Source organism: Chitinophaga sp. 22620, from assembly GCF_052044405.1.
Lineage (GTDB): Bacteria > Bacteroidota > Bacteroidia > Chitinophagales > Chitinophagaceae > Chitinophaga.
Genome location: NZ_JBQEMV010000004.1, coordinates 174534 through 201017, shown reverse-complemented (window position 1 = coordinate 201017; position 26484 = coordinate 174534). Strand labels below are relative to the sequence as shown.

Annotated in this window: 17 protein-coding genes; 2 read left to right on the top strand and 15 right to left on the bottom strand. The window is 53.8% G+C overall.

Features of this window, described 5'->3' with window-relative positions; translation table 11 throughout:
- Window positions 1–99: 99 nt before the first annotated feature.
- The 11 genes from ACTJIK_RS20210 to ACTJIK_RS20160 all read right to left on the bottom strand — a co-directional run bounded on the left by ACTJIK_RS20210 (window position 100) and on the right by ACTJIK_RS20160 (window position 17839).
- Complete coding sequence (locus tag ACTJIK_RS20210; RefSeq protein WP_440649348.1) at window positions 100–2712, bottom strand: DUF7133 domain-containing protein; 2613 nt, start codon at window positions 2710–2712, stop codon at window positions 100–102.
- 168 nt (window positions 2713–2880) lie between these two features.
- On the bottom strand, window positions 2881–4203 hold the full coding sequence (locus ACTJIK_RS20205) for a MutS-related protein (protein WP_440649347.1): 1323 nt from the start codon (window positions 4201–4203) through the stop codon (window positions 2881–2883).
- Window positions 4200–5549 carry a MutS-related protein gene (locus ACTJIK_RS20200; protein WP_440649346.1) on the bottom strand — a complete coding sequence of 450 codons (1350 nt, stop codon included), beginning with the start codon at window positions 5547–5549 and terminating at the stop codon, window positions 4200–4202. The genes ACTJIK_RS20205 and ACTJIK_RS20200 overlap by 4 nt, the downstream gene beginning before the upstream one ends.
- Window positions 5550–5559: 10 nt before the next feature.
- Window positions 5560–7860 (bottom strand): Gldg family protein, encoded by a 2301-nt coding sequence (locus ACTJIK_RS20195; protein WP_440649345.1) that lies wholly within the window; start codon window positions 7858–7860, stop codon window positions 5560–5562.
- Between the two features lie 24 nt (window positions 7861–7884).
- Window positions 7885–8814 (bottom strand): ABC transporter ATP-binding protein, encoded by a 930-nt coding sequence (locus ACTJIK_RS20190; protein ID WP_440649344.1) that lies wholly within the window; start codon window positions 8812–8814, stop codon window positions 7885–7887.
- 352 nt (window positions 8815–9166) lie between these two features.
- Complete coding sequence (locus ACTJIK_RS20185) at window positions 9167–10114, bottom strand: hypothetical protein (RefSeq protein ID WP_440649343.1); 948 nt, start codon at window positions 10112–10114, stop codon at window positions 9167–9169.
- Window positions 10115–10126: 12 nt separating this feature from the next.
- Complete coding sequence (locus ACTJIK_RS20180) at window positions 10127–11557, bottom strand: RagB/SusD family nutrient uptake outer membrane protein (RefSeq protein ID WP_440649342.1); 1431 nt, start codon at window positions 11555–11557, stop codon at window positions 10127–10129.
- Window positions 11558–11568: 11 nt separating this feature from the next.
- Window positions 11569–15216: a SusC/RagA family TonB-linked outer membrane protein gene (locus ACTJIK_RS20175; RefSeq protein WP_440649341.1), complete on the bottom strand. Its 3648-nt coding sequence runs from the start codon at window positions 15214–15216 to the stop codon at window positions 11569–11571.
- Window positions 15217–15444: 228 nt separating this feature from the next.
- A complete protein-coding gene (locus ACTJIK_RS20170) occupies window positions 15445–16641 on the bottom strand; it encodes a FecR family protein (RefSeq protein WP_440649340.1) in 1197 nt (398 codons plus the stop codon).
- A 61-nt stretch (window positions 16642–16702) separates the two neighbouring features.
- The gene (locus tag ACTJIK_RS20165; RefSeq protein WP_440649339.1) at window positions 16703–17305 is read right to left on the bottom strand and encodes an RNA polymerase sigma factor; all 603 of its coding nucleotides are present in this window, start codon (window positions 17303–17305) and stop codon (window positions 16703–16705) included.
- A gap of 174 nt (window positions 17306–17479) precedes the next feature.
- Window positions 17480–17839: a winged helix-turn-helix transcriptional regulator gene (locus tag ACTJIK_RS20160; protein WP_440649338.1), complete on the bottom strand. Its 360-nt coding sequence runs from the start codon at window positions 17837–17839 to the stop codon at window positions 17480–17482.
- Between the two features lie 165 nt (window positions 17840–18004).
- On the opposite strand from ACTJIK_RS20160, the gene ACTJIK_RS20155 reads away from it, so the two are divergent.
- Window positions 18005–19084 carry an alkene reductase gene (locus ACTJIK_RS20155; protein WP_440649337.1) on the top strand — a complete coding sequence of 360 codons (1080 nt, stop codon included), beginning with the start codon at window positions 18005–18007 and terminating at the stop codon, window positions 19082–19084.
- A 62-nt stretch (window positions 19085–19146) separates the two neighbouring features.
- On the opposite strand, the gene ACTJIK_RS20150 is transcribed toward ACTJIK_RS20155, so the two are convergent.
- Window positions 19147–20814: a trypsin-like peptidase domain-containing protein gene (locus tag ACTJIK_RS20150; protein ID WP_440649336.1), complete on the bottom strand. Its 1668-nt coding sequence runs from the start codon at window positions 20812–20814 to the stop codon at window positions 19147–19149.
- Between the two features lie 285 nt (window positions 20815–21099).
- Between ACTJIK_RS20150 and ACTJIK_RS20145 the strand changes: the two genes are divergently transcribed.
- Entirely contained in the window at window positions 21100–21972 is an 873-nt protein-coding gene (locus tag ACTJIK_RS20145; protein ID WP_440649335.1) for an alpha/beta fold hydrolase, read from the top strand.
- Window positions 21973–22096: 124 nt separating this feature from the next.
- On the opposite strand, the gene ACTJIK_RS20140 is transcribed toward ACTJIK_RS20145, so the two are convergent.
- The 3 genes from ACTJIK_RS20140 to ACTJIK_RS20130 all read right to left on the bottom strand — a co-directional run bounded on the left by ACTJIK_RS20140 (window position 22097) and on the right by ACTJIK_RS20130 (window position 26476).
- Entirely contained in the window at window positions 22097–23575 is a 1479-nt protein-coding gene (locus ACTJIK_RS20140; protein WP_440649334.1) for a redoxin domain-containing protein, read from the bottom strand.
- Window positions 23576–23613: 38 nt separating this feature from the next.
- The gene (locus ACTJIK_RS20135; protein WP_440649333.1) at window positions 23614–25020 is read right to left on the bottom strand and encodes a TlpA family protein disulfide reductase; all 1407 of its coding nucleotides are present in this window, start codon (window positions 25018–25020) and stop codon (window positions 23614–23616) included.
- A 79-nt stretch (window positions 25021–25099) separates the two neighbouring features.
- The gene (locus ACTJIK_RS20130) at window positions 25100–26476 is read right to left on the bottom strand and encodes a RagB/SusD family nutrient uptake outer membrane protein (RefSeq protein WP_440649332.1); all 1377 of its coding nucleotides are present in this window, start codon (window positions 26474–26476) and stop codon (window positions 25100–25102) included.
- Window positions 26477–26484 lie beyond the last annotated feature (8 nt).

Genomic DNA, 26484 nt, shown 5'->3' with positions numbered 1-26484 from the left:
CTCAATGACGAGCTTTACAAATTATAAAAAGATCAGGGCCATACAACATTGTATGGCCCTGATCTTTTATGCAAATCCCCCCGCTCCGCAATGACGGTTTTATTTTTTCTGCTGCGACAGGAAAGTAACCAGCGAAGCAAGCTCTTCGTAGGACAACGAATTGGCAAGGCCCGCGGGCATCATGGACGTTTTCATTTCCTTGCGGGACAGGATATCGCTTGTTTTAACAGCGTATACATTCCCGCCAATATCTCTCAGCACCACCCTGGCCGCGGTTTCTTCCGTAACGAATCCTGTGTAGCTCTTGTTGCCTTTCGCCGTGATCATCACCGTAGCAAATCCCTGCGAAATGGAAGCGTTGGGCTTCAGGATAGATTCCGTGATCTGCTCCCGGTTCATGATAGAACCGACCTGCCCCATAAAGGGGCCTTTCATTTTCTCGCCTTTGCTGATGCTGTGGCAGGCCACGCAGCCCTGGCTGGCGAAGAGCAGCTTCCCTTTGGCAGGGTCTCCCTTCAATTTATTGATGGCCAGCAAAACATCTTCGATAGACGATTTGCCTACCTGGCCTTTTTTGCTTTTTATTTTATCGAGGTCCACTTTGGGTTCTTTGGCTAAGGGGGCATCAGCTTTTTTGGGTGCTGCAAATGCGGCGATCTCCATCCTGTGGCGGGCGTCCAGGTCCACGAAGTACTGCTTTTTCGCAGTGCCTCCTTTCAGGGCTTCCGCTTTCAGGAATTTTTCGATCGCGGGCGATCCTTCCCAGCGCACGGCCTTGTAATACGGGCCATGCGAATCCGGCCTGGTGCCCCACCACCATGAAGCGTCGTATGTGTCTTCTTTTTTGTAGAGGCGCGCCAATGTAACAAGGATCTGTTTTTTCAGCTTCTCCCCTTTCGCGCGCGGATAGGCAGCTATCAAGCCGTTAACGGCTTTCATATCGTGCATATAACGCAGGGCCCAGAGTGCGAGGGCTGAGTTTTCACCGTTCACCGCCGCTACCGCGGAATCCACCGCATGAAGGTTCACCAGTGCCTGAACAGCCAGGTGAGGCAGCACAATACCCGGGTTGGGCGTAGCGTGAGGCCCTTCCACATCTTTGGCGGGCGCCGCGAATGAAGCGGGCACTTTGGTTTGAAGCAATGCCCCGGCAGCTTCAACACGGCCCAAACGGCCCAGCCCGATGATAGCGGCGGCACGTATGCGCGCTGAAGAATCTTTAAGGCCTTCCATAAAAGGTTCGCCCGGAACATCTTTCAGTATGTCTTTACGGTCTGCCAGCGCCCGCAGGGCATGTTCCCTTACCGTGGCGTCTTTGGTTAAAGCCGTTAAAGCGACAATGCCATCACGGCCTGCGGCTTGCGCATATGTATAAATGCCGGCTACCCGGGCATATAACGGCAACGTCTCATCGGAAGCTACTTTCAGCGCAGCGGCAATGGCCTGCGCATCATTGCGGGCGATCAGTTCCTGGGAAGCATTCAGGCTGGCCACTGCGCTGGATGAGCTCAGCAATTGCGCAAGCTCCTGCACCGAAGCTTTGGCCAGCTCAGGAAATGCCTTATAGGTCCAGTTCTCAGGCACCGCGCGGATCACATACCCTTTATCAGGGCTGCCGGAATAACCCGCTCCGTCCCATGCCGACAGGTAAAGCCTGCCGGAACCGTCCACATCCAGGTCCGTGATCTGGGGCAGGGCCATGAACTCTTCTTCCTTCTGGGTGAATGTAGGGCCATCGGGCGTTACGCGGTGCATGTACAGCATGCTCCGCCCCCAATCCGCCATCATGGGCACGTTATTATATTTCTCCGGCCAGCCGGGCTCCGCCATAAACAGGGCGCCTGTGCCCGAGCCGCCGCCAACGTCTACGAGCGCCGGTAATATTTCATCTGTGAAATGCTGGAACAATACCGGGTAACCGTATTCTCCGCTCTGTATATGATGCGAGAACCGCACGTTCCATCCGCCGCCGTCGTTGGTATTTTCCCTTGTAAAAACATTCATGTAAGGATCAATGGCCACATCGTATACGTTGCGGGTACCATGGGTGAATATTTCCATTTCCGTTCCGTCAGGCCGCACCCTTACGATGCCGCCGCCCAGCATGGTCAGCTTTTTACCGGAACGGTCCGTTGCGTTGTGAAACCCGAAATCGCCCACGGCAATATAGATCCAGCCGTCAATACCCATCCTGATGCCGTTCGTGGCATGGTCGGTACCACGCTCCTGGATGTACCGGGTATTGCTGAGGTTTTCGATAAGCGGCTGGGAAGGCCCGTCTGCCTTGCCGTCGCCATCCTTATCCTCGAACACTACCAGGGCCATGCCCGTAGCTTTGCCGGTCTCTTTGGAGAACGTGGTGTGCAATACGTACACCTTACTGCCGAGCACCAGGATGCCGCGGGGATTATCCACCACCGCGAATTCTGTATGTTCGTCCATTTTGCCGTCATTATCCTTGTCTACCAGCTTGAGGATGCGGCCTTTCCCGGGGTCTTTCCCCAACGAGCCGATCATGTCTACCCCCACGAACACCTCACCGGTAGGCGCAACCGCCAGGCAGGCGGGGCTGGGCGTTATATCCGGGCCGGCGAACCTTGTGGTCGTTAACCCCGGGGGATCGGGGAAAGCGGGCTGTGCGTCTCCAAAGAATTGTTTTGCGCCGATCAGCAACGTAAAGGACGAGACCAGGGCAAGAGGAAGTTTGATCATTTGTATCTGCTATTATTTTAATATGCTTACCAAAAAGAGTGGGGCAATATTAAAAAAATAAAAAATTTCCGGGGGAATTATTTGAGGGGCGGTGTACATCGCTCTAAAAAAAAACCCACCAGGCAAAGCCCGGCAGGTCATGTATGGTTGGTCAAGATCGAAAAAAAATTACAACATATCCAGTATCCCTTCATTCTCAATAATGATCATCCCCTGCCTGTCCGTCGTAATGCCTTCCTGCAGCTTATATGTATATCTCGGCACATGGCCTTCCATCACCGTGGGCAGGAATACGAAGCGGACAGAGGGTATCTCACGCAATGCTTCCCCCACTTCAAAGATATGGGTGGAGATGATGAAAAAACATTCAGCGAAACCCGCAAATGCGGCGGTAACGGACAATGTAGCGTCGTAAGCGTCTTTTACATTCGTGCCTTTGAACAGCTCATCGAAGATGATGAACAGTCTTTTTCCTTCGCTCACTTCTTCCGCTACTTTTTTCACCCGCAGCACTTCCGCGTAAAAATGGCTATAGCCTTTATTGAGATCGTCCGGCACATTTACGGAGGAATAGATGCCGTCGAGGATGGAGAATTCCAGCTCCCGCGCCGCAACGGGGAAGCCCATATGCGCCAGGTAGAGCAGGATGCCGGATGCTTTCATGAGCGTGGATTTCCCCGCCATGTTCGCGCCGGTGAGGAACAGCACGTTACCCTCTTTGCTGAAGCCAAAGGAATTGGGTACGCCTTTATCAAGCCGGGGATGCCTCACCTCCGTTGCTTTCAGGAAGTTGGCGCTGCGCGGATGGGCTATGGCAAAGGAAAAATCCTTTTCACGCGCCACCGCGCCAACGGCGATGTACACGTCCAGCTCGTAGGTAGCGTTGATGAGCGCCAGCAGCTGTTCTTTCCAGGCGCCTGCCACCAGGTAACGCAGGCGCGCGGCCTGTGAAAGCGACAGTTCATGATCCGCCGGCATGTCCAGGAAAACAACGGCCTGCGGGTGGCGCAGCACCTGCCCCGCTCTTTCCGCCCAGGTGGCCCAGGGCGTGCCTTTATGCAAATCATCCTGTTCCACGCGGCGCAGCAGCCGGCTGCACTCGCGCAGCATCAGCAGGCAGGCATGCAGGCCTTCCTGCTCGCGTTCGTAGGTTTCATCGCGCGTGAGTGAGGCCATGGTCTTGTTTTTGGCCATCCTGATGAGCGAAAACGCGGGGCTTTGTTCCCTGTTTTCTTCCAGGTATGCTACCATAGCGGTTATTGCTTCGTTCTCAAACGGGAACTCCGCCGGATGATCGCAGAAATAACGGAAGATGGCGCTCCTGGCGTTGATGGCTTCCACGTCCGTCATCGGGCGGAGGAACATCTGGTCCAATAGCTGTAACCCGCCTTTGGTCCGCACCCGGTTGAACAGGCTGAATATAGAGCCGCTGTTGTATTTGCCCAGCAGCTGCAGGTCGTCGAGCGTTTGCTTGTCGGCAATAAAACTCATGAGGTTTTCTTTTCTGTTTTTTTCCGGGACAAAATGTCCAGGATCCCTTCGTTGTTGATGATCACCATGCCATGCCTGTCTGCCGTAATGCCTTCCCTGAGCTTATGCGTGTATACGGGCTTGCCGTTTTCCAGCAGCGTGGGCAGGTACATAAAACGGATGTTGGCGCATTTTTCCTTTAGCACCTCTCCCGCCTCTATGATGTGTGTAGACACGATGAACATGCAGTTGCGCCGCCGCGCGATGGCGGATGTAACGGCAATCGTGGCTTCGTAGGCGTCTTTTACATTCGTGCCGCGGAACAGCTCGTCGAAAATGACGAACAGGTATTTGTCGCGGCTCAGCTCCCTCGCCACGTTCTTGATGCGCAGCACCTCCGCGTAGAAGTGGCTGGCGCCCTGGCTGAGATTATCGGGCAGGTTGATGGTGGTGAAAATACCGTCTCTCACGGCAAACTCCATCCTGGAGGCTGGTACGGGAAAACCCATATGCCCCAGGTACATCGCGATGCCGAGAGATTTCATGAAGGTGGATTTACCCGCCATGTTGGCGCCTGTCAGGAAAAGCACATTGCCTTCCGGCGTGATCTCCAGTGAATTCTTCACCGGCTTTTCCAATGAAGGATGCCAGAAGTTCTCCAGCATCACCGTCTGCTGCTCCCGCGCCACCGCTTTGGGAAAAGTGTATCCCCGCTCCCGGCCTGTTTTGGCAACGGACAGGAAGGCGTCGGCGAGATAGATGCGGTCCAGCAACCGGCGCAATGTGTCCCGTTCCCGGAAGCGGAGCAGCTGGTCGTATGCGGAAAGCGTGGCAAAGGAGAACTTCTGTTTCCCGTTCTCCGCCAGCACAGGCTGTAAAGCGGGGTTTGAAAGCAGCTTCTCCATCGCGGCTATTTCTTCCCTGTAAGGTATGCCAGCCACCTGTTCGCGGGTTTCATTTATGAAAGTGCGCGTTGCCAGCAGGATGCCAACGAGGCTGGCAACGCCTTTTTCGATGGCTTTGTAGGCGGTATCGGCGGCGATGATCTGGTTGAACTTCCTGGCCAGGTTATCTTCCTGGCGGCTGAGCTGGGTGCGCTCGTCCGTGTCGGACAGGTAGTGCTCCGCGGCGTCGAACCAGTGGCTCTCGTAGGGAAAGCGCACTTCGTGCTCCGCGAAATACCGGATCACGGAACTGCGCGAATTGATGGCCTGCTCGTCGGACAGCGGGCGGCGGAACATGTCTTCCAACAGTTCCGAGCCGCCTTTTGTATGCGTGCGGTTAAACAGCGCATAGATGCCATCATTTCCTCCCTTACCAAAGAGATGGAGATCGTTGATCGTTTGTTTGTCAGTCATCAGACTCATAACGTTGCTTTTATTTTCTCCGGCGCCTGATGAGCAGGATAGTGCCGGCCAGCAGTATGGTGCCGGGCCATATCCACATCAGGATGGTTTTTGCTGTTTTTGCGCCGTTCTTCTTCATGTGTATCTGGTTGTCTGTAGGCGCAGGGCGGCTTACATCTACCGGCACATTGCCGTAAGACAGCCAGTGGAACATACCCGGGATGAGGGTGAAGTTGGAAGCGCCGTAGCGGCGGATCGGCGGGGTCATGCCCTCGTTGCTGATGCAGTCCGCATCGCCCAGCACCACGATGCGCTGCTCTTTTTTACCCACCTTGCGGGAAAGGCCCATCATGGTCACGAAAGTGGCCTGCTTCTCACCGGTGGAAGGATCGAGGCTGGCGGAGTCGTTCACGAAGTCGATCGTCTGCAACTCGTTCCAGGTCTTCATCGTATCCCTGCTGGCAATGATGGGCGTGAATTTGAATCCTTTGTCTTCCGCTTTTTCGAGCCCGGCTGAGTTCACCATGCCTACCCATTGGCCGCGCTGGTCCATGTTGTCGAATATTTCGGCCAGGGCTTTACCTTCTTTGGTCGGCACGCAGATCACCACGTTGCCCGCTACGTCCTGCTTGGGCTGCACGAGCTGGCCGGGTATGGTTCTGAGGCCGAACTGCGCGATGAAATCTTCCATTACTTTGGAGCCCGGCTTCAGCGTCACCACCAGGTTGCCGCCCGCGGCGATGTAAGCATCCAGCTTTTTGCTGACAGTGGAATCCGGCGCTTCTTTCAGGTCCGCGATCACGATGATGTCCATGTCTTTCGGGATCTGTTTATCGCCGGAAAGGTCCAGCGTTTCCACGTCGGAGCCCTGGTTGGTGAGGGCGTAGCGGAAAGTCCTTTCCGAAGAGAATAGCGTATAGTCCTTCGCGCGTTCGCCTTCCAGCTTGCGGCCGCCTTGCAGGAAGCCGATGCGGGGCAGCTTCATCACCTTGCGTTTGAACGCGGCGGTGATCTCTGCTTCGCTGGGGAACTTCATCATGTCTGCATACAGGCGCAGGTATGATTTCTGGCCGTTCTCCCTTTCTACAACACGCACAAAAGTGTTGCCTTCGGCGCTCAGGTCGATTTTCTTTTTGATCTCTTCGGGCTTGAGGAACATATCAACATCGATGTCCATCCCTTCCGCCCTTTTCTTCGCCTGCACGTCCAGCGGCTCGTCCTTCGGGTCTTTCGGGCTTCTGAAGGCGGGGTTCACAGATTTGTCGTAATAGTATACGTAACGGAATTTTGTTTCCGGCTTAAAACGCAGGTACTGGCTGAAGCGGTCCTTGTCCTCATTCACCTGCGAGGGCAGGCCGTTGAAGGCCTCACGGTCCAGCAGGTTCACGTAAGTGGTGATGGTGAGCCCGCCGGTCATTTTACGCACCACGTCCTGGCTGGCGGGTGTGAGCGTGTTCCTTTTCGTTTCGGTGGCGTCGTAATAGCTCATCATTTTCGGCCGGGAAGTGATATATCCCAGCGTGAGCGCCGCGGCCAGCGCCAGCGAATATTTTCCCCATACGGATGCAAAGGAGGAATGCGCGCGGCTGGCCTGCAGCCTGAGCACGGCCAGGCCGAGGAACAGGCCGATGATGATCATGAAATACAATACGTCTTCAGAACCGATCAATCCCCTGATCATCGTACCGGTGCGGCCGGAGATAGACAGCCAGTAGGTGAGGTCGCGCACGAATTCGATATCCTGCCATACTTTGCCGATATAGCTCAGCAGGCCGAGCAGCACGAGTGTGCCCAATGCCGCTACCACCTGGTAACCGGTGAGGCATGACATAAAAAGGCCGATGGCCGAATAGGCGCACATCAGCAGGTAAAGGCCCAGCAGCCCGGAAGATGCTTCCTGCCAGCTGAAGTTATCTATTTTGATCCCGCCGATCAGGACGTATACCAGCAACATGGCGATCATCACCAGGCTGTAGAGCATCATGGCGAGGAATTTCCCGGAAATGATCTGCGAGGAAGTGAGCGGCGAGGAATACAAAAGTTTCACGGAACCGCTGCTCAGCTCGCGGCTCATGAGGCCCATGGTGAGCAGTGGCATGTAGAGGTAAAGGTAGCCCTGTACAGCCGGGAACAGCGACAGCTGCCCGCCGAACAATCCGTAAGTGCCGGCTCCGATGCCGTCTACCAGTTCCTGGTAACGCACCAGCTCCTGCAATACGCCGCTGAATACGAAAGCCGTCTGGAAAGCGAATATCACGAGGATCATCCAGGCAATGGGCGAATAAAATAATGTATAGAGTTCCGCTTTTGCGATCTTATATATTTGTCTCATTTAATGACGTCTTTTTTAGGTGCATTATTTACCGGCCTTCCCGGACAGTCTTGCGAATACCGCATCCAGCGAGCTTTTCTCTACTACCAGTTCCATCAGCCCCCAGCCGCGTTCCACGCTGGTGGCGGCTACGCGCCGGGTGGTGCTTTTCTCGCCGTCGTACCCGACGCGGAAACGGTAAGGTCCGATCTGCTCTACGGAGCGCACGCCTTCCAGCTGCAGCAGCTCGTCTCCCGCGGGCGGCTCGTCCAGCGACAGGATGAGGCTGTTGGGTTCGATGTAGTTGTCGAACATATCCATAGTGCCTGAAAACACCAGCTGCCCCTGGTCTATCATCTTGATCTCCTGGCAGGTGGCCTGCACTTCGGAGAGGATGTGGGTGGACAGCAGTACGGAGCGGTCTTTCGCGATCTCGCGGATGAGGTGGCGCACTTCCACGATCTGGTTGGGATCGAGCCCGTTCGTGGGTTCGTCCAGCACCACGAAGCGCGGGCTGTGCACAATGGCCTGGGCAATGCCCACCCGTTGCTGGTAACCGCCGGAGAGGTTGCGCAGCAGGCGGTCCCTGAAATGCAGCACGCCGCATCTTTCAGCAGCTTCGGCCACCGCTTTTTTCACCTGCGATTTATCCACCAGGCGGAGGTCCGCACAGTAGGTCAGGAATTCTTCCACCGTGAAATCAAGGTGAAGCGGCAGCTTTTGCGGCATAAAGCCGATGTTCCGTTTGGCGGCTACAGGGTTCTTATCCAGGTCTGTACCGTTGATGAACACTTTACCCTTGGTTTGCTTCAGCACGCCGCAGATAATGTTCATCGTGGTGGATTTACCGGCCCCGTTGGAGCCCAGCAGCCCCACCACTCCCTGGCTGCGTATCTCGAAACTGATGTCGCGCACCGCCCATTGAGCGGTGTAGCGGTGAGAGAGATTTTCTACTTTTACGATGGCGTTTTCCATTCAGTTTTGTTTACTTAATTGTTTGAAGGCAATGCTGAAACAACCAACTCCTTCCCTTCTACCTGTCTTCATCCCGATTATTGATGAAAGGTAAATGCAGCCCACGGACGGCCCGGGAATTGCGAAACAGGAAACCCCGATAAACATCGGGGCTCTGCTTGATGCTTATGAAGAGGACATTATTTGCCTGATTCTTTACCCTTTTGCGGAATTTATTAAAGACACATCTCTCCCGGACGGATCGGCTGCTTATATTGGCGGAAGGAGCAAAAGGCAGTGTTGCATTTTTTCCGCCCGGGCGATGAAATGGCCGCCCTCCGCCGGTTTGCCGGAGAGCAGCCATGAACAGGGATCAATAGGTCGCGTTAGCGATGGCTCTTACGTCAATACCGTATTTATCCTTATAGTGTTTGACGAGGATATCGAATTTTTGTTTGATCAGCGGATAGTTGTCAAGGAACGGCGCCATCTGGGCATCCGTGCGCTGGGTGATGTGCATCAGGAAAGAACTGATGTCGTTGCTTTTATTCGAGGTCCAGCTAAAGTCGCTGAAGCCGAGCCATTCAAGCGGGTTGCCGTTAGGAAGATAAGAAGAAGGCAGGAAGCCCATTTGCCGGTATGCCTCGAGGTTAGCCGGGTTGGCGGCGTTCACGGGAATGGCGGGCTTAGGCGCGGTGTAATTGCTCACGCCATAGAACGCCGTGGGAACATCTATGACCCCATTGCTCTGGTAATAGCTCCACATCACGCCAAAGACCAGGTTCCTTTTCGCCACTTTCTGTTCGGGCGTCAGGGTACGCAGGGAGGCGTTCATGCCGGCGAATGTAACAGACTTGCCGACCACTTTGTAATCGAAGTAGAGATATTCCCTGCCTGGCGGAAAACCAACGCGGTACTGGCGGATGCTGTCTGTTATGAGCACCCGGTAAGGAATGCCGCCCTTTTTTTTGAAGTCTTCCGGCAGGAACTTCAGCCATACGTCCTCCAGCAGTGCCAGCATATCGCCGGCATAGGCAGGGTTGCCCAGCACAGCGGTATCGATCTTGCTGGCGCTGGAACCGGCGGATTGGGTCCATTCAAAATCCTTCTGGGTGAAGTTGTACAGGAAATACGAACCGTATGTATCGTACAGCTGCTGTATCTTATCATTCGCTTCTTTCGGTGCATTGCCCTGCGGCAGCACGTAATCCGGTTTTATTTCTATCGGCGGCCCGATAGCTACGTCTTTTTTACAGGCGGCCAGCAACAGGCTGCTTATAAACGCGAGGAAGAAAATGTATTTCATGTGAATGCGTGTCATGAGTTCAAAAATTTATTGTCCGATCCGCTCCGGCATGGTAGCAGAGGGATTCTGTGTGAGCTTGGGATTACGCAACAGCAGTCCTGAAGGGAAAGGCAGCGTGTATGCCGGGTCTTTCTCCGTAAGGGAATATTGCAGGATGGGCTCGGCGACGTCGTGCTGATAACGATGGCTGATAGCCGGCCTGCCGTAGCGGCGCAGGTCAAACCAGCGGAAACCTTCATAGCAGAACTCCTTCCGGCGCTCGTTGCGGATCTCTGTGAGCAGCGCGGCTTTGTCGCTGATGCTCACGTCTGCATAACCGATAATACGGCGGCGGCGCAGGTCGTTGAGATCATTCAGCGCATCGCCCAGCTTGTTTAGCTGCAGATACGCTTCTGCGCGGTTCAGCAGCGCTTCGGAAGTGCGGACGGCCTGCACGATCACGTTCGGGCCGTTGGATATGAGCTTGTTCAGCAGCACGGTGCCGCCCGATTGTCCGAGGAAACCGTATTTGGCTCGGACGTCGTTCGCACTGAAGCCCGACAGGAATTCCGGGGCGGGCCTGTATTCAGTCTGGCTATACTCCTGGAACGTGCCGCCATACATCCATTCAACTTCCGCGTTGTCGTAGTTTATCCAGGGACCGGTCGTGATGCCGGTGAGATTCGGGATAGTGGCGCCAAATTCAAAGGCTTTGTTCGCTTCTGCTGCACAGTCCGCCCATTTATCCATATGGAGGTACACCCTGGAAAGCAGGATATGGATCGCGGGCTGGTTGATATGGAAATCCTTACGCACTACAGGCAGCGGGTCCATCAGGCGGGCGGCTTCGTTCAGGTCTTTGAGCACAGCTTCATACACTTCCGCTACCGTATTGCGCGCGGGGAACTCAGCGTCTACAGTAGAGTTCATTTTCAGCGGCACAGCCGGCCCGGCCGGGTTCTGGTTGTAAGGATCGCCGTAAAGATTGGCCAGGGTGAAGTAGTGAAACGCACGGAGGGCAAGTGCTTCCGCCTTTACCCGGTCCTTTTCCTGCTGTGTGCCGATGGCATCGTCCACATAATCCAGCACGGCGTTGCAGCCTTTGATGCGTTCATACAGGGCGTAATATGAAGAGCTGGTAGCAATGTCGCCGATACGGTCGCCCAGGCCGTTTTGCTCCGCCTGGCGCGGCTGCCAGGTATAAAGCAGGAAATTGGTCTTTACCCCGTCCGTGCCAACAATAGGAAAACCGAAGTCCTTACCATATTCAACGAAAAGGTCCACATCATCGTCCATGAGATAGACGGCGCTTGCCGGCTGATCCGCCCCGGGATAACCGGACCCCAGCAGCAGCTCGCGGAAGTCCACTACGGTTTTAGGCACTACGTCGCTCTGGGATTTTTCCTCCAGGAACTTGGAGCACCCGCCCAGCGCGAGGGCGGCGGCGATCATCGGTATTGCAAATAATTTATTTTTCATGCGCGTCATTGTTAGAAGGTCATGTTAAATGATACAGAAGTCACCCGGCGAGCAGGCCATCCGGCGGTTTCAGGATCGTATCCCCTCCAGTCTTTATCGAAAGCGATAAAGAAAGGATTAGTGAGACTGAAGGAGGAAGACAGGTTCCTGACATGCAGTGTTCTCAGCACAGCCGGGCCGAACTGGTAATTGAGAGCCAGCTGGCGGCAGCGGATGAAACCAGCATTGGCCACCATGATATCAGAGTTGTTATACAGGTCGTAAGGAGAAACGAAATTGCCCGAGCCCGGCGTGAGCAATGGCAGCGCCACATAAAACCTGTTCGGGTTGCCCGGCGGAACGGCCGGAATGTTCGTGTACTGCTCGTCTCCCGGCTTCTTCCAACGCTGGTCAAGTATCCGCGGCGCGTTCTGCTCCGGCGTGGGCGCTCCGGAAGGATTATAATACACGGGCAGGCGTTTGTCCGCACCGAATGCAAAAGAGAACATGGCCGAGAACGAGAAGTTCCTATAGCGCAGCGAGGTGCTGAGTCCGCCCGTAAAGTCCGGCTCAAGCTTGCCGGTTTCCACCAGGAAGTTCCTGTAATCGTCGCTCAGCTTGCCATCCAGGTAATTGAACCTCGGCACGCCGGTGTTATGGTTCAGGCCAGCGAAGGAATAGGAATAAAAGGTGGAGTATGGTTTTCCGCTCAGCACGGCGCTGCCGTTCAGGTAATCATTCAGCAGGTTGATCTTCTGGTTATCCTTTACCACGTTGCGCGTACGGCCGCTGTTGATGGCCAGCTGCCAGGTAAAGTCTTTTGTGCGTATAGGCATCACATTCACGATGAAGTCGTAGCCATAGTTCTCCATCTGCGAGCCGAACACGATCGCCGCATCCATCCCGTTTTCCACCGGCACTTCCCTGGGAGACAGCACATTGCTCACCTTCCTGAAGTAGTTGGCCGCGGCGCTCACCCTGCCGTTGAACAGTGAGAGGTCCAGGCCAAGATTCCAGGATTTGGTTTTTTCCCAGCCCAGGTCAAAGTAAGGCAGCGACTTAATATTGAGGACATACTGGTTGTAAAGATTGCTCAGGCCGCCATCGGTAGCGATGAGATAAGGAGATACCTCCTCCACCGCGTTACCCTGGAAGCCGTACGTAGCGGAAAGGTCCAGGTTATTCAGCCAGGCCAGGTTCCCGAACCATTTTTCGTTCGCTACGCGCCATTTGCCGCCCACGGACCAGGTAGGCTGGAACCGTTTATTCTTATCCTGGCCGAAGCGGTTGGAAGCGTCCACACGTGCGTTAAAATTGAACACATAACGCTGATCGTAACCGTAGAATAAGGATACATATTCGCTCAGGTAATTACTTTCCTGTGTTGTAATGCGGGAGTTGAGACGCATGGCCTCATGCAGGTCCTCCCGGTTGCCGCTGATGAGCACGGGCTTCTGCGGCACGGGCGCATAACTTTCGCCGCGGTACCGCAGGTAACCGTAGCGGGTGGCCAGGTCGCTTTCCATATCTGAGGAACGCGCTTCTATACCACCCTGCGCCGTTACGGAATGCACTTTGTTAAATGTACGGTTATATACGAGGCTGTTCCGTAGGGTATAGCTCCTGTTGGAAGAGTTCTGGAACGCTGCCAGCCCGCCGAAAGGCAGGCGGCTGCTTTTTTCCTCGGCGGAGTTGGAAGGCACACTGCCGAAATCGTAGCCGCGCTCGTTTGTGATATACCAGGAAAGCTCAGTGGCATATGATTTTTGCCGGGTAGTGGCAGAAGAATAAGACAGCAGGCCCTGGTACTCCAGCCCTTTCGCCAGCTGCAAACGCACGTCTGCAGTGGTACTGAGCGTACTGTTCGTATTATCGGCGCCGGTGTTGTCAATTTCGTTCTGTATGTTATAGAGGTAGCTGTTCTTACCGGGAATGGAGGTACTGCCGGCGCCGCGTTTTTCGTGGTAAAACAAGGTGCCGTCCTCATTATACATCGGTATCGTGCGGGAGGTGTTATAAGCATAATCGAAAGGGCTTACGCCGTAAGCAAAACCTTCGGTATTATTCACGCTTCCGTTCAGCATCAGGTTTACGGTGAGGCGGCTGCCCAGGCGGAGCGTGGTGTTGGAGGAAGCCGAGAAAGAACGGAGGCTGTTGCCTTTCGCCTCGCCCACCTGCCGCTGCATATTCAGGGAAGTGCGGTTCATCAGCTTTTCCGTACCGCCGGAGATGCTCAGGCTGTGGTTCTGGCTGAATGCGTTGCGGAAAAGATGTTTAAACCAGTCCGTATTCTGGTTTTCCAGCTTACGGAACCCCGTCATATATTCATCATAGCTGATCTCCTTGTTTTGCAGTTGCTGGATGAGCGCGCCATAACCAATGGGCATCACGCTCTGGGTATAGGAATCCCGGCCTTCGTACACTTCTTTAGAGAACTTCATGAGCTCCTGCGAGTTCATAAGATCATATTGTGCATATTTCGGACGCTGGCCGAGGGAGAAGCTGGTGCTGTAAGACACGGCTATTTGCCCCGGACGGCCTTTTTTGGTCGTCAGCACGATCACACCGTTAGCCGCCTGCGAGCCGTAAATGGCGGTAGCGGAGGCGTCTTTCAATACGGTGATCGTCTCGATATCGTTCGGATTCAGCCACGAAATGGCGTTGGAAGCGATGAGGCGCAGGTCGTTCAGGTCGCCCGCCAGGCTGCCGCTGTTGGGCGGCAAGGGCAGCGGATCGCGCTGGATGATGCCGTCTACCACCCATACCGGTTCCTGGTTACCCAGGATGGTGGAAGTACCACGGATGCGGATCTTGGGCGTAGACCCTACCTGGCCGGATTGTACCATCACGTTCATACCGGGCACCACGCCTTGCAGCATCTGGTCGATGCTGGTTTCGCCGGCTATTTTTATATCATCGGCGCGCACGCTGTAAATGGAGCCTACGTAATTGCCTTTGTTGATGCTGGAATATCCGTTCACCACTACATCGTTAATGGAAAGGTCGCGGGTGCGCATGGTGATCAGCAGTACGGGAGCGCCGCTTTCCGTGGATTTCAGCAGGCCAGCCTGCTCACGTTTGATGGTAAAGGCGGCGAACCCGTTGACCGTCTGGCGGAATCCGATCTCCACGGGCTCATAGCCCAGCATGGAGATCACCACCACGGCATTGTCAGGAATATTGACGAGTGAAAAGTTCCCGTTGATTGCGGAGATGGTGCCGATATTGGTGCCTTTTATGCGGATAGACACGCCCGGCAGGGGTTCCCCAGATGCAGACCGGATACTGCCGCTGGCAGAGCCCGGCGGAGGCGCAGGTTGCGCCGCGGGCGCCGCTTTGCGGGACAATGCGATCGTCTTGCCCTTGATCATGTAAGTGACCGGCAAGTCTTTCAGCACCAGGTCCATCAGTTCCTCCAGCGGCATATCTTTTACAGACAGCGTAACGTTGTGATTCTCGTCGATGGTGCTGGCGTTGCTGAACACCACATAGCCGGTTTGCGCCTTTATGGCGGCAAATACGTTCTTTAAAGGTATAGTCCTGGCAGACAAGGTAACGGTCTGTGCGTGGCCGGAGGCAGAGGCCTGGAAAATTGCGGCCACCAGTAGGATCGCAGTCAGTTTCATCACTTTTATCAATTTTACACTGGCATGATGGGATCTCCCTTCGGTCGGTCTCATAGCCAGGATGATTTTGGTCGGGCCGTGGTTTTCCCGGTTACCGGGCGGCCAATAGCATTTTTTTTGCATAAATTGCAAGCGATTTGGTTGTTAATAAATGAGAATAGCAAGTCCGTTTAAGCCTCAACCGGATCATGTGAGACCGTCACGGCTGCAATCCGTGACGGTTCTTTGTTTGGCTGGTTCTTAATCTGATATTTTTTTACCCCTTTGTTCTGCCGTTGTATGCTAGTTGTTCAGCACGATCAATGTGCGTCCTTCGATCCTGAATCCCACGTCTGTTCTTCTTAATATTTCCAACAGATCGGGCAATGCGATCTGCCTGTTTATTTCCCCCAGGAATGTAATGTCCGGTATACCATTTTCATATACGACGCTGATGTCGTACCAGCGTTCCAGCTGGCGCATCACGTCTTCGATGCTGGCTCCTTCGAAATTGAAGAGGCCGTTCTTCCAGGCCATGGTTTTATCCAGGTCTGCGCCAAGTACCTGTATGCGGCCGTCAGCACGGCTCACGCCGGCCTGCTGGCCCGGTTTCAGCACCGGCTCTTTGCCGGCATCTCCCGGCGTGGCCACTTTCACAACACCGGTGAGCAGCGTTGTGGTGATATTTTTTTCATTCTCGTAAGCATTCACGTTGAAGGACGTGCCCAGTACGGCGATGGTAGCTTTGTTCGCCGCGTTCACGAGGAAAGGCTTCGAAGCGTCTTTGGCTACTTCAAAATACACCTCCCCGGTAATCTCCACTTTGCGCTCGTTGCCTGTAAAAACAACGGGATAACGTACGGAACTGGCTGCATTCAGCCAGGCCTTTGTGCCGTCAGGAAGCGTAACCCTGAACTGGCGGCCGCGGGGCGTGGTCATTGTATTGTAAGCGATGGCGGTGGCATCGCTGCCGGCATCATTATAAGTCAGTTGTCCGTTAGCAAGCACCACATCTGTGCCGTGCTGCTGCGCGATCACGCCGTTGGCCAGGCTGTCCAGCACTACCTTGCGGCCGTCGGACAGGGTGAGGATAGCGCCTTCGCGGCCTGGCGGTATTTCCGCCGGCGTTGAGGCCACATGGGGCTGACCGGCTTTCTGCTGCGCGGCCCAGTACCAGGCGCCGGCGCCGAGGAACAATACGGCAGCGGCCGCCCATCCCCAGCGGCGCAGAAAATGCAGGCGGTGCACCGGTGCGGGCGCGGGAGCGGCAAAGGCCGGTATTTCTGCTGTGATTTTTTGGGAAATGCGGTTTGCGTCGTAGGCATAAAAACGGCGCAGCCCCTGGGCTACCAGCTGCGGGTCGGTCAGTTCCCGGAGCAGCCTGCGGTTGTCCTCAGCGGCGTTCAGCCATTCGTCTAATGTACGTTGCTCATCTTCATCCAGGCTGGTTTCCAGGTATTTACCAATCAGCCGGACGATCTGGTCATTGTTTTCTGTCATGCCCATATACCCCTAAAACAACTAACGCGTCAAAATCTACCGGCCGCTCTAAAAAAAAAATTCAGGTTCGCAGCAGCGAAAGAGCTGCGATGAGCACGGGCAGGGAAATGAGTTCATTTTTCAGCAGGGCGACGCGCAACAGCCCTACTCCTTTTGCTTTCTGGTTTAGAACCGTCTGATAGGCCATATTCAGCTCCGTGGCGATCTCCTGGGCGCTTTTACCGTCTATGACGGCCAGGCGCACCACGTCGCGGCAGCGGGGCGGCAGCTTTTCGACCTCTGAAAAGATCAGCTGCATGACTTCTGTCTTGATGTATGCTTTTTCCACGTCCGTATCCAGCCGCTCCGCGGCCTTTTCCAGCGAGTGATGAACATCACCATGCCGTTTCTGCGCCTTCAGGTGGTTGAGCGCGGCATTACGGGCGGACGTATATAAAAATGATTTCAGGTGCGCAATGGAGGGGAAATCTTCCTTTCTTTTGAAAGCCTGGATGAAACATTCAGAAACGATGTCTTCCGATGCCATGGTATTTTCCACCATCTGGTCGATGAAATAGCAGAGCGGCCGCATAAAACGTTCATAGACCGCATGCAGGGCTACCCGTTCGCCCCGCTGAAATAAAATGATCAGTTCGGCGTCTTCGTATGACAGATCGGTTGACAAATTCGTTGATTCCAATGACGGGTAAATGTAAACAATCTGGGAGAATTTTAAAAGGCGGGCTGTAATGGCCCGCCAGCGCGGGTAACATGCGAGGCAACGTCCGCCCGTGCTCCGGGATAACCAAGCGGAAATGACAGGCTTTCAGTTCTGCCGTGAACGCTCCCCGGTCACCGGTCAGGATTTCTCCACGATCTTTTTCCGGTGCTGCTCACCCCATTTTTGCATGGAGCCTAATACGTCGGAAAGCGTTTCGCTGTAAGGCGTCAACGCATACTCCACCGTCACAGGCTTCGTATCGCGAACGGTGCGGCTCACGAGGCCGTTCATCTCCAGCTCCTGCAGCTCTTTCGATAATATACGCGGCGAAATGCCGGCTTCCCTCGACAGCTCCCGGAACCTGTATTTGCCGCCCCTCAGGATGGCCAGCAGCACCAGCTTCCACTTTCCACCTACTACATCCAGCGTATCCTGGACGGCCATCCTGGTCCTGGCGCAGGCCTCGGGATCGAGTTTGCAGGAATGTTTCTTGTTCATCGCTTTAATTTTTGCCGGTATCCTTTATGTAACCGGTATCCTAATTGTAACAGGTAACAAATCTATATCATTCCCCGGTAATTTTGATTTCAGAAAAAAAGCAATGCCAACAGCAGTAAATTTTCAAGCCGGCGAAAGGCTGTCTTCATTAAAAACAACATCAAAATGAAACTATTCGAAAAACTAACATTAGGAAAACAAACGGTTAAGAACCGCATGGCGATGGCACCAATGACACGCAGCCGGGCCACTACTGACGGGGTGGTGAGCGATCTGACCACGGTATACTATACACAAAGGGCCAGTGCGGGACTGATTATTACGGAAGGTATTAATATTTCAACGCAGGCCCTGGGCAGCGCCTGGACGCCCGGCATATTCACCCCGGAACAGATAGACGCCTGGAAAAAAGTAACCACATCTGTTCATGATAACGGCGGCGTTATTTACGCCCAGCTCTGGCACACAGGCCGCGTCGGGCATTCTGTGGATAGACAGGGAAACCTTCCTGTTGCGCCGTCGGCCATTGCCATCAAAGGGCAGCAGCATTTTACCGCGCAGGGGCCAAAAGATTATGAAACACCCCGGGAACTGACGGTCAGCGAGATCAGGCAAACCGTAAAGGATTACGGCCAGGCTGCGAAGAACGCCATAGCAGCGGGGTTCGACGGCGTTGAACTGCACGGCGCGTTCGGATACCTGCCGAACCAGTTCCTGTCGGAAAGCGCCAACCGCAGAACCGACAGCTATGGGGGAAGCATTGAGAACAGGAACCGTTTTGTGCTGGAAGTAATGGAGGAGTTGGCGGAAGCCGCAGGCAGCGGCAAAGCCGGCATCAAACTATCGCCCACCAACGCTTACAACAACATAGAGAACAGCGATCCTGTTGCGCAGTTCACGCCACTGATCGGGGCATTGAACAAAATTCCATTGGCATATATTCATTTGATGCACCCGATGTATCCTTTAGATAATTACCCGCATTACCCGAAAGATGTAATGGAAACATTCGGTCCTCTCAGCAAACACCCCGTGATCGCGAATACCGGTTATACTAAAGAAACAGGAGAAGCCGAATTGGCGAAAGGAATCGCCAGGATGATCTCCTATGGCGCATTATACCTGGCTAACCCGGATCTGCCCAAAAGGTTTGAGCTAAATGCAGCGTTGAATGAGCCGGATAGAGCAACTTTTTTTGGCGGCGGGGAAAAGGGATATACCGATTACCCGTTCCTGACCAATTGATCTTAACCACAAACCAGCGGCGGGTCCTTTTTAAAGGATCTGCCGCCGGTTTTGCATGCAAGCTATACTTTAAGCATGCCGTCCAGATCCATCCCGCCCAGCCAATCCCTGACCAGGGAAGCCGGCAGCACCACCGTAGCTGTTCTGCTGAACCGCGCGATCACAATACCGCACCACCTGCCATCCGGGCCATATACCGGCGCGCCGCATTCAGCTGACCTCACATGCGCATCGCAAAGCCAGGCTTCTTTAAAACCATCCCTTATCCTGCTTTTGCCGCCTTCATATAATTCGGAAGCATGCGTTGGCTGCTGCACCGGGCGCTCTCCCAGGGCCACTTCCTTGTATATAAGACTGTCGCCCCTCTCCAGCCCGATCTTTATCGTTTGCATCGGCGGATACTTTAACAGCTCGTTGCTAAACCCTGTTGCATCTTCCGGCCTGGCTTCATTGATACAGACAAAAACATCTCCCCGCCGTATACCCGCCTTGCCTGCGGGGCCGTTCGGATCAAGGAACTCCACGGTTGCGGCATCGCTTTTATCTATCAGCATCAACCCGAGGTAACCCGCTGTGCTTCGCGGAGGCATGTTGGTTGCGGCAGTGCTCACCACTCCCCTCTTTTGTTGCCCGGAAGGCAGCGGCACATAAATGAAACTGCCCAGGGCAGGAACTTCAGCCTGAACATCCCGGCTGATGTCATCATTACGGTCCGTGATCCTTTCAGCGGAGAACAATAACACGAGGTCGTTTTCCTTATGGCGGGCCAGCACCTTCAACGGAACACTTTTGCCTTTGGCGGAACGGAGCACAGGCGATTCACCCAGGTCGGAACTTTTACCAATGATCCAGGTTCCTTTGCGGCTGGCTTTCCAGATGGTGCCGGCAGTCTCCTTTTCTTTGTTGTTCAATCGGCTGATGATATTAACCGGTAAACGGCTCTTCTCAATTTCCAGCGATGGCAGCGGCCGTTCGGGCATAAGCGCGGCATGTGCGGAAACAGCCCCGGCGCTGTCTTCTGCGGGGTATTGGGTATAATTCTGCTGCTTCAGCAGGGAGGTCCAGTGTTTTTTGTATTCATCCACCGGTACATGGTAGTTGATCCCTTCTCCGGCCTCACAGCGGCTGTTCAATCCTATGACCTTTCCTTCCAGGTCGAATACCGGTCCGCCGGAATCGCCCACCTCCATGGTACAATCCGATACCACGAACCTGTTCTTATCAAGGGGATCGGTGACATACCCGAAGCGGACATTCGGCAGCGGCATGCCTGTAGATTCCGGGTAAGCTAACATCAGGCAGGGAGTGCCTTTTGTGAGGCCTGCTGAAGAGCCCATTTCCGCAAAGGGCCAGGCGCCCGCATCCAGTATCTTCATCACAGCAATATCCGGCAGGGTTTCTTCGGCATTCAGGTCTATTCTCCCCTGCCCCTGCGCGATGGCGGTCCTTCCGTCCGGGAAAAATATTTTGTAGGTCATGCCGGGCCGCACTGCATGCGCCACCGAGAGCATATATCCATCCGCTGTAACGACCACCGCGCTGAAAGGCCCGCCGGCCTGGGCGCGCTTCAGGGTATCATACGCGAATGCCTTTACGGAAGCACCCCATGACTTTTTGATCGCCTGCTGAATAGCCGTTTCTGTCGCGTTTTTTTGTTGCGCAAGTACTCCCGCACCAACGAACAGCAACACTATAAGCGCCGCCCCTGTTTTTATCTTGTCGAATTTCATATGAATTTTGAATGGTACTATCGGATGTTCCTGCAAAAAACGTCTCCGCTACGGGAACGGCTTTGCATCTTTCCAGATAGGGATAGATAATTTGATCCGGTTGGTTATAGTCCGCAAATTAGTTGGAACAGGAATAAAAAACAGACAAGTATGGTACAGAAGGTAAAATGCATTTTGGGGCGGCATCCGGGGAGATGAGCAATAACATATATCCTGTTGGCGGGATATTTGCGGCCGGGTAACATAAACACTGCAAAAGCAGTTTCATGTTAAAACCCGGAACCCATGTTTGAAGCGTTTACCCACAAAAAGATAACGGTCGCTGATTGCCACATCGACCTGGTAATGGCTGGAGAAGGCCCGCCATTGCTGCTATTGCACGGCTTTCCTGAAACAAAGGCCGCCTGGCATCAGATCGCGCCGCAACTGGCTGCATCTTATACAGTCATACTGCCGGACCTGCCCGGCTACGGCGATTCTACAGGGCCGGTTCCCAATGCGGATAACAGCAATTACACCAAACGCAGCATGGGCAATATCCTGGTGCAGCTGATGCGACAGCTGGGCTTCAGCACTTTCGCGCTGGCGGGCCACGACAGGGGCGGGCGTGTTGCCTATCGCATGGCGCTCGACCATCCGGATGAAATATCCCGGCTTGCTGTACTGAATATCATTCCCACGCTGGAAATGATGGACAGGTTTACTTATGATATGGCGGTGAAGATGGGGAACTGGATATTCCTGGCACAGCCGGCCCCGCTGCCTGAAAGGCTTTTACAGGAGAACGCTGAGTTCTATCTCGATTATGTATTGGATGACTGGTCCGTAACACCGGGGCTCATTTCCCCGGAAGCAAGAGCCGCATACCTGCGCTGCTTTAAAAAGAAAGAAGTAATAGCAGCCATGTGCGCGGAATACAGGGCTTCAGTTCTCGATGCTGCTTATGACCAGGAAGACCGTGCAAATCACCGGCGTATACGCTGCCCTGTTCTGGCACTGTGGTCGGAAAAAGATTTCTCCGGACCGGAAGGGCCGTTGCCGGTGTGGAAGAACTGGGCAGACCAGTTATCGGGCGCGGCTTTGCCGGGAGGGCATTTTTTGATGGAAGAATGTCCTGATGGGGTTTTGGAGCAGTTCCTCCGTTTCTTTAAAGTGTAAAGTGAAGTTATTAATGCAGAAACCAGTTCCTGAATAATAAGGACAGGCCGGAAAAATTCCCGGCCTGTCCTTTTATTTTGTTCAACTACTACCCAACCCAACCAGGCAGAAGATTAAACTATTTTTACTTCCTGGCCATCTCTATCATCGCCGAAACTTCTTCCACCGCGATATCGTCGGTACTGCCGGCGCCGGTGAACTTAAAACGGATATTCCCGCTCTTGTCGATCACGAATTTCGTCGGTATGCCAGTCACCTTATAATCTTTCACCACCTTGTTCTCCTCCGTTGCCGGATCTTTCAAATCCATCAGCACTTCAAAAGGATAGTTATTCTCCGTCACATATTGCTTTGCTTTCTCAGCAGCATTCTCTTCTTTTTCCCATGTATGGATAAAGAGGAAACGGACATCCGGATCATCCCTGAATTTCTCCATCGCCATTTTCATACCGGGGAAAGACTTTTTGCAGGGCCCGCACCAGGTAGCCCAGAAGTCCAGCACCACGATCTTCCCTTTCAAATCCGCCAGGGAAACAGTTTTCCCGTTCACATCGGATAATGTGAACGTGGGAGCGGGAGTATTGATGATCTGCTTGGCCAGGTCTTTCCTGACCTTTTCAGCTATCTTTTTATTCAGCGCATCCATGTATTCCTCATAACCCGCTGTGCTTCCCTTTACTTTTACATACAGTTCCTGGAGGGTTTTCTTCATGTCCGCATTCACCAGGCCGGCCGCTGCTGTTTCGTTAAGAAGGTCGAATGCCTCACGGTTCCTGCCCAGTGCGGTAAGGACATTAGCGTAGGTGGCATTTACATTAGGCCTGATCCTGTCAGAACTGTCGTGCGCTGCTGTGATGTACTTCAGCGCCTCGTCGTATTTTTTCTCCTTATATAGAATATCCGCGAGCATGGCACTGGTGTATACATAGGCTGATTTAACAAAGCCGTTCGCTCCCTGGTCGCCACTTTTCGTGGCCAGGTAGCTAAGCGCCTGCGCCCGGGCTTTCCGGCATAATTCGGCGGCTTCCCTGGTGTGCCCTTTTCTCAGCAGTCTTTCGGACAGGCCTGCCAGGCCTTCGGGCTTCCAGATGGGCGATTGCAGCTTATCCGCATACAACATCATTTTTTTCAGGTCGCCGGTTTCCAGGTAGGCTCCTGCAACAGCATGGGCGGCATAGTCATATGGGATGTTGTCTGTCCATGGTTTTGTTGGCGGGAATTTCGCTACCCAGTTTTTATAGGCTTGTTCTTTTTTCACGGCATCCTTTTCGTTGTATACGGCCGTCGCTTCCTCGTTCCTCACCACTTCTCCCAATGGGAACAGGGTCTTTAACCTGTTCGTGATCGAATCGCTTACTTTCTGTTTGTTCAGCATGTAGAAGAAACGGCGGGCCAGCAGCCAGTCCTTTTCCTGGTTGCTGCTTTGCAGCAGCGCATACAATTTCGTTTCCAGCGTGCTTTTATCAGCTTCGTTTGCAGAACGGGCGAGCCTGGTGTAATACCGTTCTGTTGTATCCGATCCCCGGTTTCCCGATTGTGCGGATGCATGGTTGGCACAGGCCAGCGTAATTAAAAGACACGGCAGCAGAAAGACCTTTCTCATATTTTACGTTTTGAGTTGTTGATTAGTATTCATTGTTATCATCCCCTGGCCATACCGATCATGGCGTCCATTTCTTCGAGGAATGCATCTTCTCCCCCGGCGCTGTTCCCTACGGTGCTGAAACGGATATTCCCCGCCCCGTCGATGATGATCTTGCATGGAATTGCATTGACCATATAGTTCGTTGCAGCAGGGTTCTTTTTGGTGGCCGGGTCTTTAAAGTCCATCAGTACATTGAACGTGTATTTCATATCCCTGATATAATCCCCCGCTGCTTTGGCCGCATCGGGAGCCCTTTCCATGGTGTGGATAAACAGGAACACCACATCTTTCTCATTTTTATACCGGTTCACCGCTTCCTGCATCCTGGGGAAAGACGCTTTACAGGGGCCGCACCAGGTAGCCCAAAAATCAAGCACCACCACTTTGCCTTTAAATTCGCTCAGCTTAACCGTTTTGCCGGTAAGGTCTTTCAGCTCGAAGTTATAAGCCGGCTTACTGATCATTTTCTTTGCTACTTCTTCCCTTGTTTTTTCCTTAAACTCTTTATTGATGTTCGTAACAAGATCAGCAAAACCGGTTTCAGAGCCGTTAACAGCCACATACGCCGCCTTGAACCGCTCCTTTATCAAAGGGGTGGCGTTGCCGCTTTTCAGCAGCTGCACCATCTCGGGATAAGCTTCGTTGTACCTGTTCAATTGAATGAGATAGTTGAGATAGGTGGCTTTCAGTTGTGGAACGCCCACCGCGGTCTTCCGTGACCGTTTGTCGTATATCCGCCTGGCGTGAGGAAATCCTTCTTCGTATTTCCCGTTGGCATACATCAGCTCGCTGAAGATCCTTGAAAACTCGTCCATCCCCTCGTGAGTGGTATCCCCGTTGAGGTCGGCAAAAGTCTTCCGGATCAATGTTTCCCCCAGCCGGTAATCCTTCGCCGCGATGGATTCGCGTGCCGCATAGGAGAAAGCGCTTGTTTTATAAGTGCTGTTCCGGATCATGTTCAGGTACTCCATTACTTTCTCCGGCTTGTTTTTGCCCAGGAAGGTAACGGCCACGAAATACCTTGAGCCGTCCAGGTTGAAGCCCGGCTGCGATCCGAACCGTGTTACCATCTCCTTGTAATTCTTTTCATTCACCGCGGGATCGCGCTCGGCATAGATGCGTTCTCCCAGTTCGTTAAAAGCCGTTCTGCCATTCGGGAAACGCCGCCGGATCAGCCCTTCCGTTTGTTCGCTTTTATCTGCATTACGGGTAGCGTTGTAGTAGCTCAGCAGCAGCTGAAGCTCGCTTTCATTTTTGCTGCCTTCCAATGCAGCAAGGGTATCCTGCAAAGCCGCAGTGTCCTTCATGGCCATTATGGCGGTAAGCCTGGGATTGGCGGGGCCGCGTTGCGCAACACTGGTTAATGCCAGCAGTGAGCATAGTAACAGGGAAAGTAGTTTCATGGTTTCGTGATTTATAACACCGATGGTTGCAAATGGCAACGGAGCGGGTAAATGACCGCCCGCTCCGTTGGGTGTGCGGTTAATATTCCGGGTTATCCTCCAGGTTTGGATTGGCATTCAGGTCCTGCGTGGGAAGCGGATACAATTGCTGGAACGGCTTCCAGGCGGGCTTGATCAGGCTTAGCACCGTGGTGGCCCTGTTCAGCCTTTTTAGGTTGAACCACCTGTCTGCCTCGGTGAATAATTCCACCCACTTCTCATGCTCTACGGCAGCCAGCAGCTGCTCTTTCGTGGTAGTAAGCAGCAGCGGAAGTATCTGTGCGCGTTGCCGCACTTCGTTGATATCCTTCACGCCGTCTTCCACTTTTTCCTGGTTGGCCCTGGCTTCCGCCCTGGTGAGATACATTTCCGCCAGCCTGATCATTACCGGGTATTCGTTGCCGGCAGTGGCTGTGCTGAGTTTGTACTTATAAGGATACCAGTATTCTTTTCCCGCATAGGTCATGGATCTTGTCCAGGAAACCTTGCGCTGGTCGTTGGCTTCGAAAGTGTTGGCCAGCGTGTCGTATAAAACAAACCTGGGCGTGGTGGCAGAGGGCAGAAATTCGGAGCCCATGATCGTTGCCGGCGTGGAAGTGCCTGCCAGGGAGATCTGCCAGATGGTCTCGTTGCTGTTCATCAGGAACACCTTATCCAGGTCGGTCACCAGGCTGTATACGCCGCTGTTGATCACTTCTGTAGCCTCGGCTTCCGCACCGGCCCAGTTGGACTGGTACAGGTATACCCTGGCGAGGAAAGCGGAGGTTACATACCGGTTGATCCTCGCCCTTTCGCCGGAAGGATATACGGGGCTCAGCAATTGCTTTGCCTCCGTGAGGTCTGCGATGATCTGCCTGTATACGTCCGCTACTTCCGACCTTGGCAGCTGGCTGGTGCGCAGGGCGTCTGTAGTGGTTACCAGCGGTACTTCCCCGAAATAATTGACCAGCTGGAAATAGCACCAGGCCCTCCAGAACCTGGCCTCGCCGAGTAATTGATTCTTTAAGGTGGCGGAAAGAGAGGGGGCGGCAATAAGGCCTTCGATCGCGAAGTTGGCCCTGCCTATTCTCCTGAACAGGTTGCCGTAATGCCCGGTAGTTTCACCGCCTGCGGCCAGGGTGTTATTCTTAAAATTGTCGAAGGAAGTATTGGTAAGATAATATCCTTCGTCGGAACTCATGGCCCCGTACCTGATGGAACTTAAAACAACTGATTCGAACCCGCTGGCGATGCCGCTGTAAATGCCCATCACAACGCCGGTGGCGGTGGATGAATCGGCAAAGGCATTACCCGAGCCGATAGCATTGGGCGGCGTGTTAATATCGACGTATTTTTCGCAGGAGTAAAGACCGGTCGCGAATGCAAGGGAAACGAGCCCCAGGCAACTATTCTTTATATTTAATAATCTCGATTTCATGCTGGTAA